The 16234-nt window shown below is 64.8% G+C and carries 17 protein-coding genes; 15 read left to right on the forward strand and 2 right to left on the reverse strand.

Annotated features, from left to right (window positions below; all coding sequences use genetic code 11):
* Positions 1–273 precede the first annotated feature (273 nt).
* A complete protein-coding gene (gene dnaA / locus J9611_RS01840; protein WP_211877202.1) occupies positions 274–1695 on the reverse strand; it encodes a chromosomal replication initiator protein DnaA in 1422 nt (473 codons plus the stop codon).
* A 465-nt stretch (positions 1696–2160) separates the two neighbouring features.
* Between dnaA and rpmH the strand changes: the two genes are divergently transcribed.
* The 8 genes from rpmH (at position 2161) to J9611_RS01880 (ending at position 7917) form a co-directional block, all read left to right on the forward strand.
* Positions 2161–2298, forward strand: coding sequence for a 50S ribosomal protein L34 (gene rpmH / locus J9611_RS01845; protein WP_062008104.1), 138 nt, complete (start codon positions 2161–2163; stop codon positions 2296–2298).
* Between the two features lie 40 nt (positions 2299–2338).
* Entirely contained in the window at positions 2339–2749 is a 411-nt protein-coding gene (gene rnpA, locus J9611_RS01850) for a ribonuclease P protein component (protein WP_211877204.1), read from the forward strand.
* Positions 2742–3152 (forward strand): membrane protein insertion efficiency factor YidD, encoded by a 411-nt coding sequence (gene yidD / locus J9611_RS01855; RefSeq protein WP_211877206.1) that lies wholly within the window; start codon positions 2742–2744, stop codon positions 3150–3152. The genes rnpA and yidD overlap by 8 nt, the downstream gene beginning before the upstream one ends.
* 16 nt (positions 3153–3168) lie before the next feature.
* Positions 3169–4155, forward strand: a complete 987-nt coding sequence (gene yidC, locus J9611_RS01860; protein ID WP_211877208.1) for a membrane protein insertase YidC — start codon at positions 3169–3171, stop codon at positions 4153–4155.
* Positions 4155–4769 carry a Jag family protein gene (locus tag J9611_RS01865; RefSeq protein ID WP_211877209.1) on the forward strand — a complete coding sequence of 205 codons (615 nt, stop codon included), beginning with the start codon at positions 4155–4157 and terminating at the stop codon, positions 4767–4769. The genes yidC and J9611_RS01865 overlap by 1 nt, the downstream gene beginning before the upstream one ends.
* 17 nt (positions 4770–4786) lie before the next feature.
* Positions 4787–5437 (forward strand): 16S rRNA (guanine(527)-N(7))-methyltransferase RsmG, encoded by a 651-nt coding sequence (rsmG, locus tag J9611_RS01870; protein WP_211877211.1) that lies wholly within the window; start codon positions 4787–4789, stop codon positions 5435–5437.
* Between the two features lie 86 nt (positions 5438–5523).
* A complete protein-coding gene (locus J9611_RS01875; protein ID WP_307856997.1) occupies positions 5524–6591 on the forward strand; it encodes a ParA family protein in 1068 nt (355 codons plus the stop codon).
* A 69-nt stretch (positions 6592–6660) separates the two neighbouring features.
* Positions 6661–7917 carry a ParB/RepB/Spo0J family partition protein gene (locus J9611_RS01880; RefSeq protein ID WP_211877213.1) on the forward strand — a complete coding sequence of 419 codons (1257 nt, stop codon included), beginning with the start codon at positions 6661–6663 and terminating at the stop codon, positions 7915–7917.
* Between the two features lie 198 nt (positions 7918–8115).
* Here the strand turns inward: J9611_RS01880 and J9611_RS01885 are convergent, their stop codons facing one another.
* Positions 8116–9528, reverse strand: coding sequence for an aminotransferase-like domain-containing protein (locus J9611_RS01885; protein ID WP_211877215.1), 1413 nt, complete (start codon positions 9526–9528; stop codon positions 8116–8118).
* Between J9611_RS01885 and J9611_RS01890 the strand changes: the two genes are divergently transcribed.
* From J9611_RS01890 to J9611_RS01920, 7 genes are all read left to right on the forward strand, one after another.
* Positions 9527–10468 carry a DMT family transporter gene (locus J9611_RS01890; RefSeq protein ID WP_211877216.1) on the forward strand — a complete coding sequence of 314 codons (942 nt, stop codon included), beginning with the start codon at positions 9527–9529 and terminating at the stop codon, positions 10466–10468. The two genes, J9611_RS01885 and J9611_RS01890, sit on opposite strands and share 2 nt — an antisense overlap.
* Before the next feature lie 42 nt (positions 10469–10510).
* Positions 10511–11161: an FMN-binding negative transcriptional regulator gene (locus J9611_RS01895; protein ID WP_211877217.1), complete on the forward strand. Its 651-nt coding sequence runs from the start codon at positions 10511–10513 to the stop codon at positions 11159–11161.
* A gap of 490 nt (positions 11162–11651) precedes the next feature.
* The gene (locus tag J9611_RS01900; RefSeq protein WP_211877219.1) at positions 11652–12584 is read left to right on the forward strand and encodes an alpha/beta fold hydrolase; all 933 of its coding nucleotides are present in this window, start codon (positions 11652–11654) and stop codon (positions 12582–12584) included.
* Between the two features lie 185 nt (positions 12585–12769).
* Positions 12770–13375 (forward strand): helix-turn-helix domain-containing protein, encoded by a 606-nt coding sequence (locus tag J9611_RS01905; RefSeq protein ID WP_211877220.1) that lies wholly within the window; start codon positions 12770–12772, stop codon positions 13373–13375.
* Between the two features lie 7 nt (positions 13376–13382).
* Positions 13383–14108: a B3/B4 domain-containing protein gene (locus J9611_RS01910; protein WP_246527246.1), complete on the forward strand. Its 726-nt coding sequence runs from the start codon at positions 13383–13385 to the stop codon at positions 14106–14108.
* 54 nt (positions 14109–14162) lie between these two features.
* A complete protein-coding gene (locus J9611_RS01915; RefSeq protein WP_246527247.1) occupies positions 14163–15068 on the forward strand; it encodes an EamA family transporter in 906 nt (301 codons plus the stop codon).
* 192 nt (positions 15069–15260) lie between these two features.
* The gene (locus J9611_RS01920) at positions 15261–16157 is read left to right on the forward strand and encodes a dihydrodipicolinate synthase family protein (protein WP_211877424.1); all 897 of its coding nucleotides are present in this window, start codon (positions 15261–15263) and stop codon (positions 16155–16157) included.
* Positions 16158–16234 lie beyond the last annotated feature (77 nt).

Below are 16234 nucleotides of genomic sequence, written 5' to 3' on the forward strand. Positions count from 1 at the left end.
TCATTTTCTTGGGATTAGTAGTGTTAATAACTGCTGTGGAAACTGTGGATAACTCCGTTTCGCGGTGCGATTCCGCGGTTAAGCCCTGTTCATGGACTGTGGGTCCAGCAGGTTTTAAACAGGGTGTGGATGGGGATAACGTTTTTGCCCGGATCGCTGATCCACAGGCGCCTTAAGGGTTTTAAGCCCATTAACCGCGGTTGTCCCCTTAACTATCCACAGGGTTGTCCACAGGTGCCTGTTAATAAGGTAGGGAGTGCGCGGCCGGACGGCTCAGGAATTGCGCTGCTGCTGCTTGATCCTGTTGGTCAGCTCGGTCACCTGGTTGTAGATCACGCGGCGTTCGGCCATCAGTTCGCGGATCTTGCGGTCCGCGTGGATCACCGTGGTGTGGTCGCGGCCGCCCAGCTCCTGCCCGATCTTGGGCAGCGACATGTCGGTGAGCTCGCGGCACAGGTACATGGCGATCTGCCGGGCGGTCACCAGGGTGCGGGTACGGGATTTGCTGCAGAGCTCCTCCATGCTGAGCTTGAAGTAGTCCGCGGTCTGCGTCAGGATCAGCCCGGAGGTGATCTCCTGGGCCCCGTCATCGGTGATGAGGTCCTTGAGGACCATTTCGGCCAGGGCCACGTCGACGGGCTGGCGGTTCAGGCTCGCGAAGGCGGTGACACGGATCAGGGCGCCCTCGAGTTCGCGGATATTGCTCGAAATCTTGGAGGCGATGTATTCCAGCGCGTCATCGGGGGCGGAGAGAGAGTCGCTCAGCGCCTTCTTCCGCAGAATCGCGATCCGGGTTTCCAGCTCCGGCGGCTGGATATCGGTCAGCAGGCCCCACTCGAAGCGCGACTTCATCCGGTCCTCGAAACCGGCAAGCAGCTTGGGCGGCTGGTCGGAGGTGATGACGACCTGCTTGTTGTTGTTGTGCAAGGCATTGAAGGTGTGGAAGAACTCCTCCACCGTCCGGTCCTTGCCGGCCAGGAACTGGATGTCATCGATGAGCAGGACGTCCACGTTGCGGTACGTGGTCTTGAAGCTGGTGCCTTCGTCGTCGCGGATGGAGTTGATGAAGTCATTGGTGAATTCCTCGGAGTTCACGTACCTGACCCGGATACCGCTGTAGAGCCGCCGGGCGTAGTGCCCGATCGCGTGCAGCAGGTGGGTCTTGCCCAGTCCGGAGTCACCGTAGATGAACAGCGGGTTGTATGCCTTCGCCGGCGCCTCGGCCACCGCGACGGCCGCCGCATGGGCGAAACGGTTGGAAGAGCCGATCACGAAGGTGTCGAAGACGTACTTCGGATTGAGGCGGCCGAATTCATGGGACGTGCTCGGCAGCATGGGCTGCGGCTTGAGTTCCGCCGCGGGGTCCGCCACGAGGGAGAGTTCGACGGCGGGGTCCGGCTCGGTGTGCAGCGGCACCAGATCGGTGTCGACGTCGATCGCGCAGCGGATTTCATCGGAGAAGACATTCCGGAGTGCCTCGTCGAGGGCTTCCTTGACCTGGGTCTGCAGAACTTCCCGGGTGAGTTCGTTCGGTACTGCCACGAGAAGGGTGGAGCCGATCAGTCCCTGCGCCTGGGCGAGGATGACAAAGCCGCGCTGCCGGGGTGAGACACGGTGGTCGTTCTCCAGCAGGCTCACTACCCGCCGCCAGGAACTTCCGACAGTGTTGGCTTGGTCGGCTTCGTCTACTGTCATCAATCGGTTTCCTCAAACTTGCTTGCCTGCATTAACTGCAGCCACAAGTCCCGAACCAGTGCCCTGGCCCCGGATTAATCCACAGGGTTATGCACAGCCCGTGGATAATCGGCTACTGAGCCACTCTAGGGGATCAAAAGCCTAGAAGATAGCTGGCCGGCTCCTGTGGATAATTACACTCGTGTAGTTCGGAATCGGTGTCTTTGACCCGCTTCATCCACAGGCCCGGACGGAAGTTAGCCACAGCTGGGGATAGCGCGCCAAGCGACCCCCGGTTTGACTCCGGGTGCGATTTTGACCTAACGTTGTGAAGTCCTTTGTGTCCGCTTTCCGACTTCATTTTGAATCTCTCCCCGACGCCCCGCGTCTTGCGAGTCAAGGGCAGCGGCACATACAAAACTTAGCGTCGGCCAGTTCTTCCCCTTGATCGGGTGGGCGCACCTTTGATCCACTGGAGTAACTAACGTGAGCAAGCGGACTTTTCAGCCGAATAACCGCCGTCGAGCCAAGAAGCACGGCTTCCGCCTTCGTATGCGTACCCGTGCCGGCCGTGCCATCCTGGCAGCCCGTCGTGGCAAGGGCCGCATCGAACTGTCGGCCTAAATACTGACTCGTCGGTCCACCTCCCTGTGCGAGTTTAACGGTGCTGGCCACCCGCAACCGTCTGAGGACATCAACCGATTTTTCAACAACTGTACGTTCCGGTGTCCGCAATGGACGCCGGAACGTAGTGTTATATACGGCAGCCCTCGCTGCCGATGAACCAAGCCGGATCGGATTCATCGTTTCCAAGAGTGTCGGGAACGCTGTCGTCAGGAACCTCGTTAAGAGGAGACTAAGGGAAGCCGGCGCTTTGTCGTTGCAGAAATACGGCAGCGGGTTCGCCATCGTGGTCCGGGCCCTGCCCGCCGCGGCGGAGGCCAGCTGGGACCAGCTGCTTGTCGACTATGACGCCGCTTTGGAGACGACCATGAAACGGCTGGGCAGCCGCCTTCCCCGGGCTGCTTCCTCAGTTTCTGACGAGACAACACAGGAAGGGACCCCGCGTGCGTAACCCAGCTGCCGCCGTCGTCCCTCATGTGAAACCAGCAGCACTGGTATCGGCACTGTGCTGGCTGGGCACCGCCCTCTGGCAGCTGCCTCGCAATATCCTCATCGTGCTGCTGATGGCCTACCGCAAGGTGATCTCACCGCTGTACGGCCAGGTATGCCGCTTCTTCCCCAGCTGCTCGGCCTACGCCCTTGAGGCGATCACGGTCCACGGCGCGGTCAAGGGAAGCTGGCTCGCTGCCAGGCGCCTGTCGCGCTGCCATCCTTGGAATGCCGGTGGAGTGGACCATGTCCCCGCCGGGCACCGGGAGTGGCCCGAAGACCGCACCCCCACAATTGTTGTGATGAACAACCCGGACAAGTACCTGGCTGCTCAGTCTGATGGAGAAGGCCGTTTTGCGGCCTGACGAATAGGGATATCGTATGGATTTCTTTGGAACAATCATGTTTCCGTTCAAGTGGCTGGTCTCGGCCATCATGGTCGGATTCCATGACGGACTGAGCACCATCGGCCTGCCGGCGGCCAACGGCTGGACCTGGACGCTGTCCATCATCGGGCTGGTGCTGGTCATCCGTGCCGCCCTGATTCCGGTCTTCGTCAAGCAGATCAAGGCCCAGCGCGGCATGCAGCTGCTGCAGCCTGACCTGAAGAAGATGCAGGACAAGTACAAGGGCAAGACCGACCAGCTCTCCCGCCAGGCCATGGCGCAGGAGCAGATGGCCCTGTACAAGAAGCACGGCACCAACCCGTTCTCGGCCTGCCTGCCGATGCTGATCCAGATGCCGTTCTTCTTCGCCCTCTTCCAGGTCCTCTCCGGCATCAGCACCGCCAAGGCGGGCGGCCAGGGCATCGGCGCCATGAGCCTTGAGCAGGTCAAGCAGTTCGACGAGTCCAGCATCTTCGGCGCCCCGCTGTCGGCATCGCTGCTTCATGGCAGCACCGCAGGCGGCGAGGTTGCCGTGTGGATCCTGTCGATCGTGATGATCCTGGCCATGACGGCCTCGCAGTTCATCACGCAGAAGCAGATCATGGCCAAGAACATGTCCGAAGAGGCCATGGCCAGCCCGTTCATGAAGCAGCAGAAGATGATGCTGTATATCCTGCCGATCGTCTTCGGCGTGGGCGGCATCAACTTCCCCATCGGCGTCCTGATCTACTGGACCACCACCAACCTCTGGACCATGGCGCAGCAGTTCTTCGTGATCCGCCGCATGCCGACGCCGGGATCCCCGGCCGCCAAGGCCCTCGCCGAGCGCCGGGCCGCCAAGGGCCTGCCGGCCCTTCCCCTGCTGGGTGCGAAAAAAGCCGACGCCGAGGCAGCGGCTTCCGCTTCCGCTTCCGCGGCCGCCGCCGTCGAGGCCAGGAGCCAGCGCGTCCAGCCGCAACGTAAAAACAGGAAGAGGAAGTAATGTCCGCCGAGAGCACCGAACAGACTTTTTCCACCGAGGTCATCGACGACCAGGACGGGACCCCGAACGGGTCAGGGGACGAAGCGCAGACCGCGACGCAGAACACAGGCCCGGAGTCCGGGGACGGCCTCGACAAGGGCGTGACCGCCAGCCGCCTGGAAGAGGAAGGCGACGTTGCGGCCGACTATCTCGAGGAACTCCTGGACATCGCCGACATCGACGGGGACATTGACATCGAGGTCCGCAACGGCCGCACCTACATCTCGATCGTTGCCGAGGAAGAGTCGGCCGGTCTCGAAAACCTGGTGGGCCGCGACGGCGAAGTCCTCGAAGCCCTCCAGGAATTGACGCGCCTTGCCGTCCTGTCCGCGACGGAGAACCGGTCCCGCCTCGTGCTGGACATCAACGGCTACCGCGCCGAACGTGCGGGCGACCTGCAGAAGATCGCCGAGGACGCCGTCGCCGCCGTCAAGGAGTCCGGCGACGCCGTGGCCCTGGCGCCGATGAGCGCCTATGAGCGGAAGATCGTGCACGACGCAGTCGCCGAGCTGGGGTTCGTCAGTGAGTCCGAAGGCGAAGGTGCCGACCGGCACATCGTCGTCTCCACAGACTGAATCCGTTGAGTAGCTTGATGGTTGAAATCACCGCGGCCGAACTGCAGGCGGCACAATCGATTTTCGGTGACCGGCTGGGCCTCGCGCAGCGCTATGTGGAGCACCTGGCCACCTCGGGGACCGAACGGGGCCTGATCGGCCCGCGGGAGGTTCCCCGGCTGTGGAGCCGCCATGTGCTGAACTGCGCGGTCATCGAGAGCCAGATTGCCCACGGCAGCCACGTGGCCGACGTCGGCAGCGGAGCCGGATTGCCGGGTCTGTGCCTTGCCATTGCGCGGCCGGACCTGGAGCTGACGCTCATCGAACCCCTGGAACGGCGTGTCATCTGGCTGCAGGAAGTAGTGGATGATCTGGGCCTGGAAAATGTCACGATCATGCGCAGCCGGGCTGAACTCGCCGTCGGCATGGTCGACGCCGATGTGGTCACGGCGCGCGCCGTGTCTGCGCTGTCGAACCTTGCCGGGCTGACCATTCCGCTGCTTTCCGGCAAAGGTGAGGTCATCGCCATCAAAGGGCGCAGTGCCGGCGAGGAAATAGAAAAAGCAGCCAAGGTGATCCGGAAGCTGGGCGGGATCGAGACATCCGTGGTGGTGGTGGGCGAGGGTCTGCTTGAAGAACCCACGACCGTGGTCCGGATCGTCGTGAAGAAGCCTCAAAAGATTACCTAGCACCAGCCCGGTGCCCGCGGAGTCCAAGGGGTAGAGGTTAGGCTAGTAACCGGCAGAAACAGCCGGACGAGAGTGAGTGTGTCACAGTGACCAGTAGCGAAGCCTCCACACAGCGGATCCCCCCGTTTGTGTCCCTGGGGTCAGCAAGGGCGTTCGCCGCGCCCGCAGTCGCTCATGATTACTCCGGAAATCACACGGCTTCGGTTGCCAGAGGTGCCGGCATGGCGATTGTTTCACGTGAAACATCGGTTGTCGCAAGCCGCAACGTCCTGGACTCGATCGACGATTCCAGTCCCATTGCCCGGGAACTCGCGCACGAGAACAAGCGCCGGGAACGATTGCTGGGCCGGAATCTGCCCAAGCCGGAGAAGACCCGGATCTTCACCGTCTCCAACCAGAAGGGCGGTGTAGGCAAGACCACCACGACGGTCAACATCGCCGCCGCCCTTGCCGCCGCAGGCCTCAATGTCCTCGTGATTGATATTGACCCGCAGGGGAACGCCTCGACGGCGCTGGGGATCGAACACCACGCCGACGTCGACAGCATCTACGATGTCCTGATCAACGACATGCCGCTGAAGGACGTCGTGGCTCCGTGCCCGGACATCGGCAAGCTGATCTGTGCACCGGCGACCATTCACCTGGCCGGCGCAGAGATCGAGCTCGTCAGCCTCGTGGCCCGCGAACAGCGGCTGCGGCGGGCGATCGAGGTCTACTCCAAGGAACGCGCCGCGAACGGTGAAGAGCGGCTGGACTACATCTTCATCGATTGCCCTCCCAGCCTGGGACTGCTGACGGTCAACGCCTTCTGTGCCGCCAACGAGGTGCTCATCCCGATTCAGTGCGAGTACTACGCGCTGGAGGGGCTGAGCCAGCTGCTGAAGAACATCGAAATGATCCAGAAGCATCTGAATGCTGATCTGGTTGTTTCCACCATCCTGCTGACAATGTACGACGGCCGCACCAACCTTGCCGCCCAGGTGGCAGCAGAGGTCCGCGAACATTTCCCGAAACAAGTCCTCGGCGCTGTGGTTCCCCGCTCCGTGCGTATTTCCGAAGCTCCCAGCTACCAGCAGACCGTCATGACCTATGACCCCTCGTCCAGCGGCGCCCTGTCCTATCTGGAAGCCGCAGCGGAAATCGCTGAACGTTAGAATCTTTTCAAAAACTGCACTAGCCAGAGCCAAGGTCATGCCCGGCTCTTCCACTGGAGGGATTTATCCATGAGCGATAAGCGACGCGGCCTCGGCCGCGGACTTGGCGCACTCATTCCAAGTTCCGCCGCGGCTAACGCCTCCGGAAACGGTGCTGCCCCTTCCCGACCGGTGGATCTCTTCTTTCCCGAGTCCCGGAAAACGACTCTCGTCGACAATGCTCCGGTGCCCGGGCACACGGCCCCGGCCGGAACGAAGCAGGACTCAGCGGCGCCGCAGCTGTTTTCCCTGAAGGCCGCCACCGCTGAGACTCCGGATGAGGGAGACGCTCCGGATGCCGCTCCGGCTGGAACTCCTGCACCCAGGAAAGCCCCCGCCCGGAGGCCGGCCGCCTCCAAGTCAGCGGCCTCGAAGGCCGGCGATCAGGCGGTGGATCAGGCAGCCGGCCAGGCGGTCCGGGATTCGGGCCCTGAGCCTGACGACGGCAGGGGCGTGGAACTGATCGAAGTTCCCGGGGTGCGTTTCGCCGAAATTCCCGTCACGGACATCCACCCCAACCGCAAACAGCCGCGTTCGGTCTTCGATGAGGACGACATGGCGGAACTGGTCCACTCGGTCAGGGAAATCGGCGTCCTCCAGCCAATTGTCGTCCGTACCTCAACGGAAACAGGTGGCGAACCTTATGAACTCGTCATGGGTGAGCGCCGCTGGCGGGCTGTACAGGCGGCAGGGCTGGAAACGATCCCGGCAATTATCCGTGACACGACCGATGATGACCTCCTGCGTGATGCCTTGCTGGAGAACCTGCACCGCAGCCAGCTGAATCCGCTCGAGGAGGCCGCCGCCTACCAGCAGCTGCTGGAGGACTTCGGAACCACCCACGAGCAGCTGGCCGACCGCATCGGCCGCTCGCGCCCCCAGGTGTCCAACACGCTCCGCCTGCTGAAACTCCCGCCGCTGGTCCAGCGCCGGGTTGCCGCCGGCATCATTTCCGCCGGCCACGCCCGGACGCTCCTTGCCCTGCCCGACGCGGCGGCCATGGAACGCCTGGCGCAGAAAATTGTTGCCGAGGGCATGTCCGTCCGTGCCACCGAAGAGGCCGTGACGTTGTATCAGAGTCCGGCTTCCCCCACCAAGAACAACATTCCGCGTCCCGGTGCGCGCCATGAGCGGCTTGATTACCTGGCGTCGTCGTTATCCGATCGGCTGGATACCAACGTCAAGATCTCGCTGGGTGCGAGAAAAGGCCGCGTCAGCATTGAATTTGCCAGTGTCGAGGATCTCAACCGGATCATGGACGTGCTGACCCCTGGGCCGTCGGACTAGCACCCGAGTTCCTGCTAAGGCCTGTTTTACGTTTCACGTGAAACAGGCCTTCGGCGTAGCTGGGATCGGTCGCGTCCGGAACCCGTTGTCGGCACGGGTCCGGCTGTGCTGCGGCGGCCTCTCCTCCGGCTGCTGCACTCGAGAGCGGATCACTGCCGCGTAATCCGGACAAGGCCCTTCCGCGTCCCGGTCTGCTTTCTAGGACCTTTTGCTTTCGATTGCCTGGCCGAGGATGCGGGCGCCTTCCGGGAACGCGCCGGGGTTCGGTCCCGCGTAGTTGAGCCGGATGAACGGGCCCGCTGGTTCGGCCGGGAACCATTCACTGCCGGCGGCGATGAAGACCCCGGCGGCCTCGCAGTCGCGGCTCAGCTGTTCGACGTCGGTCCCATCGGGCAGGCGCGCCCAGAGGTTCAGCCCTCCCTTTGGAACGCGCTCGATGTGGGCCTGCGGGGCATGCTCGCGCATGCTGGTGACCAGCAGGTCGCGGCGCGAGTGGAGCTGGTGGCGGAGGCTGCGCAGATGCGTCTGCCAGGCAGGCTGTGTGACGACATCGAGTGCTGCGGCCTGGAGGAGGCCGCTGACATACATCGACTCGGCTCCCCGGTCCGCGAGGATGCGTTCACGTGCGGGGCCGCGGGCGATGACGGCGGCGATGCGAATGGCTGGAGAGACGCTCTTAGTCAGAGATCGCAGGTATATAACATGGCCGGAGTCGTCCCGGGCGGCAACGGGCACGGGGTCAGTGGTGATGCCGAAGTCGTGCGCCCAGTCGTCCTCAACGAGGAACGCGCCTTTCTCGCGCACGATACCCAGGACCTTTTCGCCCCGTCCGGGGGCCCATTGCGCACCTGTGGGGTTCGCGTAGTTAGGTTGTGCATAGAAAAGGCGGGCGCCGGTTTCCTCAAATGCCCGGGCCAGCTCCTCCGGGTCGGGACCCTCGGGTCCGCTGGGCACCGGGACGACGTGGACACCGGCCTGCGCGGCAGCCAGGATGGCACCCCAGTAGGTCGGCGACTCCATGAGCAATGGCTGCCCGGGGCCGACCAGTGCCGTGAAGATGGAGCTGAGTCCGCTCTGGCTTCCCGGCAGCACGATGACATCGCTCGGTGTTGGCGGGGTGATCCCAACCGGGGTCGAGGCGCCGAGTTCGTGCGCGAACCAGGACTGCAATTCGGGAAGCCCCGCTACCGGTGGACGGGACAGGGCCGCATCGCCCCGGGCCGCACGGGTCAGTGCCGCGCGCACCAGGCGCTCCGGCAGGAGTTCCCGGTCCGGGTAGCCGGAGTGGAAGGCAATGGCATCGTTGGATGCGCTGCGCATCGTGGTGGAGGCTTTGGGAAGAGGACTCTGAGGTGAACGCAGGGCCGCACTCTGCCAGCCGTAGTCCGACGGGCGGGCGGTCCGTACGGACCGCACGAAGGTCCCGACGCCGGGCCGGCTCTCGATCAGCCCCTGCGCCGTGAGGGTCTGCAGGGCCTTCTGCACCGTCACGGGGCTGGCCTGGTACTCGGCAACGAGCGACCGTGTGGACGGCAGCCGGGATCCCGGCGAAGCCCCGGCGATCCATTCCCTTAGTCGCGCCGCAATCCGGGAACTGCTATCGTTGTTCATGAGAGACAATAGTAGCGCTACTACGCTTATTCGCCCAGTGATACCGCCAAGACAGCCCCACGGCCTCTGGTGGGGCCTCCTTGGAATAGCGGCTTTCTCGTTCACCGTTCCGTTCACCCGGGTTGCTGTTGCTGGACTCGCCCCGTTGTTCATCGGGTCAGCCCGTGCGGTCGTAGCCGCGGTTCTGGCCGCCTTCGCCCTCGCTCTGACCCGGCAGTGCCTTCCCCGCGGTGTGCAGTGGGTCCGGCTCGCGGTGGTCGCCGGCGGGATCGTTGTCGGCTTCCCGCTGCTCGCCTCGTTCGCGCTCACCACGTCTCCCGCCAGTCACGGTGCCGTCGTCATCGCCCTGCTCCCGGCCGCGACGGCAACGGCAGCAGTTCTCCGGGGGCGCGAGCGTCCGCCGGCAGCCTTCTGGGTGGTCACGGCCGTGGGGTCCATGGCGGCCATAGTGTTCGGCTTCGCGCAGTCCGGTGGCTTCGGACAGCCGCACTGGGCGGACCTGCTGCTCCTCGGCGCTGTCGTGGCCGCGGCCATCGGATACGCCGAAGGTGGCCTGCTCGCACGCGAACTCGGCGCGTGGCAGACGGTATCCTGGGCACTCGTCCTCGCATCTCCCCTCATGGTGTTCCTGACAGCGCTCTCGATGACCCAGCAGCCGCCGTCGGGCACGCCGGTCCAGTGGGCCGCTTTTGCCTACCTTGGCGTCGTGAGCATGTTCCTCGGCTTCTTCGCCTGGTACCGTGGCCTCGCCATTGGCCCCATGGCCCAGGTCAGTCAGGTTCAACTCATCCAGCCCGTGCTGAGCATCTGCTGGGCCGGACTCCTGCTGGGCGAGAACCTGAGCTGGACCACCATCCTCGGCGGCCTGGCCGTCATCCTCTGCGCCGGTATCGCGGTCCGCGTCCGGCGCGTCCCGCTGCCCGCGACCCCGAGTCCCTGACGGGTTACAGTCCTCGAAAATCCTTCAACCAAAGGACGCCCCATGTACATCCCAGCGCACTTCGCAGCCGGCCCCGGCGCAGTCCACGACCTCCTCACCCGGCCAGCCGCAGCCAATCTGGTAACTATGACCCCGCGGGGCCTGCTCGCCACCCTGCTGCCCTTCATCTACGAACCTTCGACAGGTGAGCACGGCGCGCTGCACGGTCATCTTGCCCGCAACAACACCCAGTGGTCTGAACCCACGCTCGGCGAATCGCTTGTCATCATCCAGGGTGCGGATGCCTACATTTCTCCGTCCTGGTACGCAGCGAAAGCTGAACACGGACGCGTCGTCCCGACCTGGAACTACTCCACCGCCCACGTCTACGGCAAGCTCGTCATCCACGAGGACCCGGCCTGGCTCGGCAGCCATGTCAGGCGGCTGACCGACCTCCACGAAGCCGGATCAGATCACCCCTGGACCGTGGACGATGCCCCCGGGCACTATATCGCCGGCCAGTTACGCGCCATCGTCGGCATCGAACTGCTCATCACCAGGATAGAAGCGAAGACCAAACTGAGCCAGAACCGACCCGACACCGACGTCGACGGCGTCGTGGCAGGACTGACTGCCCGAGGGCAAGCTGAGAGTGCCGCCGACGTCGCTCGGGCAAGACGGGGACATATGGATCTGAAATCCGGCCGCGCGTAGGGCGCCGGCTCGGCACCGTGATGCTTTTGGAACTGGCGAAGCAGGCCCGTGGACGCCAGATCAACTGACCGGAACAATCAGGTGTTGTGAAGATTCCGGGATCGCACGCGCGTGCCCGCCCTGCCGTGTTTCACGTGAAACCGCCTGCACCCCGGGATGCAGGCTCCGAGAATCATCGTCCTGGTGAGCATGGGAGCCGGGAAGCCGGGAGGCCCTACGCAGATCCCGGCTCTGGCGCTCCCCCGCGAGTGTCCTTCCAGGCAATGACCGTCGCCGGGGCGCGTTCGGCGACCATCGCGCTGATGCCGAGCGGTGCGGCGCAACACGGGCAGCCCCGTACGGGACGATAATTATCGGGCCGAGCACGTTGGTGTCGATCTGCGGCCGGAAGTCCGCCGGCCGTCCTGGGTTCCGGACTGGAGCCCACGGGTCCGGTCCGGTACCCCTGCGGCTCCGAATCAGTTTCAGAGACCAAGAGCAGAAGGTGACCATGAGTGTTCAGCAGGAAGCCGCGCCCGCGGGAGCGGCCTCGCTGCGGCGGCAGATCGTTCCCACGGAGCTGGGTCCCTGCACGGTGCGTGTGCAGCAGGGCAGCGGCGGCCGGTGTCCGGCGTCGGGCACGCCGGTTGTCTACCTTCACGGTGCCGCGGGATCCTGGACCACCTTCCGGCCGTTGCTTTCCGGGGCGCCGGCCCATGCCCGGGTGCTGATTGACCTGCCGGGCTGGGGCGAATCCACGAAGGGTGCCCGGCTGGAACATTTCAGCATAGAGGCGATGGCACGCGCTGTCACCGGGGTACTGGATGCGCTGGGCTACCGGCGGTGGAACCTGGTGGGCCACTCCATGGGAGGCTTCCTGGCATTGCACATTGCCGCGGCATGGCCGGAGCGGACCGCCAGCGTAGCCACCATTTCGGCCACCACCTTCGGCGTGGCCGAGGCGGCCCGGGGGCCACTGCGTGGACTGTCCGGGTTCCCGGCGTTTGCCGGCATGCTGCTGGCCATGCGCTCCATGGCGGCGCTCGGTCCGGCGGGGCCGGCACTGGTCCGTGCCATCGGTGCCACACCTGTGATGGGGACACTGATGTCCCCGTTCTTCGCAGATCCCGCAGCCATTTCCACGGGCGTCATCCGAGGGCTCGCCGATGACGCCCGGCCGGCCTCCTTCTGCGCGGCTGCGCGGGCCGCGGCGCGCTACGATTTTGGCCAGTGGCGTAGTATCCGCTGCCCTGTGCTGGCCACCCGCGGGGACCACGATGTGTTCACGCCTCCGTCTGACCTGGTCCGGTTGGCCGGGATGGTCCCGCACGTCCAGATGGTGACGATGCCGCATTGCGGCCACTTCGCCAACATCGAGCGGCCGGAACAAGTGCAACGGCTGCTCGATGACCTGCGGTCCCCGTGCGGTGTCCGCCGGCGGTGAGTAACCTGAGCCTGCACCTGCAGGACGGCGCTCCGACGCACGTCGCCAAGGGTCGTTCATGAACCAACACCGCCGATCTGGCGACCGGTGCCGACCACCGTACTTCTCAGACACTCGGGCCTTCTGCTTTCATGCGGGCGAAGTCGGCAATTCAAAGTGCACTTCAAGTGCAGTATGATGCACTTATGGATCAGAGTACAACTATATTGGCGATGGCGATCGGTGGGCGGGTGCGGCAGGAGCGGCAGTCACGGGGATGGACCCTTGATCAGCTGTCGGAGGCTGCCGGGGTGAGCCGACGGATGGTGGTCAACGTCGAGCAGGGCGCTGCGAATCCGAGCGTGGGGACCCTGTTAAGGATCAGCGACGCGCTCGGCGTCGGGCTGCCGGCATTGGTCGAGTCGCCTCAGCCCAAGCCGGTGAAGGTCACCCGGCGTGGTGAGGGTGCGGCCTTGTGGAACGGGGAGTCCGGTGGCCGCGGGGTGCTGGTGGCCGGTACGGAATCACCGGATGTGGTTGAACTCTGGGACTGGACCCTGGGTCCTGGGGACCATCACGTGAGCGAGGCCCACTCGCCGGGCACGAAGGAACTCTTGCAGGTCCAGCAGGGAACGATCACGGTTGTGGTCGCGGACCAATCTGTCATCCTTGATGCCGGCGACGCGCTCACTTTCCCGGGCGACGTGGCACACTCTTACGCCAATCCGGGCACGGAACCGGCAAGGTTCTCCCTTGCGGTCTTCGAGCCGGGCGTCGGGTCAGGACACCGTCCGGCGGTGACCGATGCGTGATCCGGGTATGCTTCAGGAATTCCTCGACGGCGGCCGGGTAGACGCAGAGGTCTTCTCGCTGCGGCCCGACTACCGCGCAGTCCTGCTGGCCGTCGACGGGCTCGTCCCGGGCCCAAGCGATCATGCCAGTGACATGCTGCTGCAGGCGGCGGAGGCCTCAGCCCGCGAAGCACTGAACGGCCGGCCGGTGGAGGACCTGCCCCACGTGGCTGCGTGGCGCGAGGCTTACACGTCGTTCGGAGCCAAACCGCAGCGCTCACGCAACAGCCTGGAGGCGCTGCTGCGCCGTACGGCGTCCAGCCTGCCCCGGGTAAACCGGCTCACCGACATCTACAACGCCATCTCGGTGCTGCACCAGGTTCCGCTGGGTGGAGAGGACCTGTCCAGCTACGCCGGAGCGCCGCGACTGGTCCGCGCCACCGGCACGGAGCCCTTTGACACCGCCGCCGGTGGCGCCGCCGTGATCGAACACCCCGATCCTGGCGAGGTGGTCTGGTGCGACGATGCCGGCGTGACCTGCCGGCGCTGGAACTGGCGCCAGGGACGCCGCACGCAACTCCGCGAAGACACCACCGCAGCGTTGTTCATCCTCGACGCGCTCGAACCTATGACGGACGAGGCACTCAGCGCTGCCGCTGAGAACCTGTCCGCTCACCTGGCCCGGCTCGGCCCCGATGTCAGGGTTGTCCGCCGTCTGATGGCCGCCGAAACGACGTTCGAAGAAGGAGACTGAGATGTTTTTACACCCGTTCGATGCTGTGATCGGTGACTGCCCTGGGGACCGGCCATGACAAGTCGCGCCTCCTACAAAGTCCCGGTGCCGCCGTGGGGTCTGGCCGTGGCGGCGATGCTGTCGGTTCAGCTGGGCTCCGCCTTGTCGGTGGATCTGATTGAGGCCGTGGGTCCGGCCGGAACCGCATGGCTCAGGCTCAGCCTGGGGGCCCTCATCCTTTTGGCGTTGGCCCGCCCCCCGCTGCGCGCTGTCCGCCGTCGGGACGTTCCGACGCTGCTCGCTCTGGGCATCGCGACCGGTCTGATGTCCGTCGCGTTCCTGGCTGCGATCGAGCACATCCCTCTCGGGACCGCCGTCGCGATCGAGTTCCTCGGCCCGTTGACCGTTGCCGCCGTGCGCAGTCACAGTGCCCGGGCGCTCATCTGTCCCGCCGTGGCGCTGCTCGGGGTCGTTCTGCTCACCCAGCCATGGCAGAGCGGGTTCGATCCGGCCGGCGTGGGGTTCGCCGGGCTTGCGGCCGTCGCGTGGGCCGCCTACGTCATGCTCACCCAACGGATCGGCGACCGCTTCACCGGCATCGGAACACTCTCTCTCACCGTGCCAATCGCTGCCGTTACGGCAGCGATAATCGGCATACCGCAGGCCGCCGGCCACCTCACGCTCGGGGTCCTGGCCGCCGCGGCCGGGCTGGCCGTCCTGCTGCCGGTCCTGCCGTTCGCGTTCGAGATGCTCGCCTTGCGCAGGATGACGCCGACCGCGTTCGGGACCCTGATGGCCCTTGAACCCGCCCTCGGTGTTCTCCTGGGACTGCTCGTGCTGCACCAGCAACCCTCGGCCACCCAGCTTGTCGGCATCCTGCTCGTTGTTCTCGCCGGCGCCGCCGCACAATGCGGTGGCCGACGCCGCCCACGGTCCCCCGAGCAGACCGGCAGCCACGCGGATCTCGACCTCATCCGCTAAGGTCGCAGCAGCCGACAGGCATCCATCCCGGCCACGTCCTGCTGCACCCGCAGCTCAGTGGGCTTCGCCGCATGTGCTGCAGCGGCAAACTCCACATTCTTCTCTGCATCCACCCTGCCCCTGCCCCTGCCCGGGCAATGGCACGTGCGCACACTTTGCTTCCACCATGATTCAAACAAAGGAGTCAGAACGATGTTCACCGGTTTGAGTGCTTTCCCCCTGACCCCGCTGGCCAATGATGGGGTTGACGAGACTGCTTTCGTTCGCCTGATAGAACGGCTCGCGGAGGCGAAGGTTGACTCCATTACCGCGCTCGGATCCACCGGCTCCTACGCCTACCTGGGCAGCGAGGAGCGAAGCCGCGTCGCCCGCCTGGCAGTCGGGCGCGCCGGCGAAACACCCGTGTTCATTGGCATCGGGGCGCTGCGGACCTCCCACGTCCTCGCGAACGCTGAGAACGCAGAGCAGGCAGGAGCTTCGGGTGTTCTGCTCGCTCCGATGACGTATCAGCCCCTCACTGACGATGATGTGTTCGAACTTTTCCGAACCGTCACTGTGAACTCATCGCTGCCCGTCATCGTCTACGACAACCCCGGCACCACCCACTTCACCTTCACGACCGAGCTCTACGGACGCATCGCGGAACTGCCCGGTATCGCTTCCATCAAGATTCCCGGCGTACCGGCCGATCCGGAACAGGCACAAGCGCGGGTTCAGGAAATCCGGGCGGCTGTCCCCGCGCACGTGACCATCGGAGTTTCCGGTGACGCCAGGGCCGTCGCTGGACTGGCCGCCGGATGTGATGCCTGGTACTCAGTCATCGGCGGCACTTTACCCGCCCTTGCGATGCGGATCACCCGGGCCGCCCTGGAAGGACGGGTCTCCGAGGCGATGGCCGAGTCCGAACGGCTTGCACCGTTGTGGCAGTTGTTTGTCGAGTTTGGCGGGAGTATCCGGGTCGTTGCGGCAATAGCAGAACAGTTGGGACTCGCTTCAAAATCGAGCCTGCCGCTTCCCCTCCAAGGATTGACCGAGAACCAGCGTGCCCATGTTGGCAGGATTGTCGATGAGCTCGGGCTCAACCCATAGCGCTGGCCTCGGCGTTCCACGCAGGAAGGAACGTCGGGTCGGGGCGCTGGCGCGCTACGTCTTCGCCGCGAAATTGG

Origin of the sequence: Pseudarthrobacter albicanus, from assembly GCF_018224015.1 — a bacterium.
Lineage (GTDB): Bacteria > Actinomycetota > Actinomycetes > Actinomycetales > Micrococcaceae > Arthrobacter > Arthrobacter albicanus.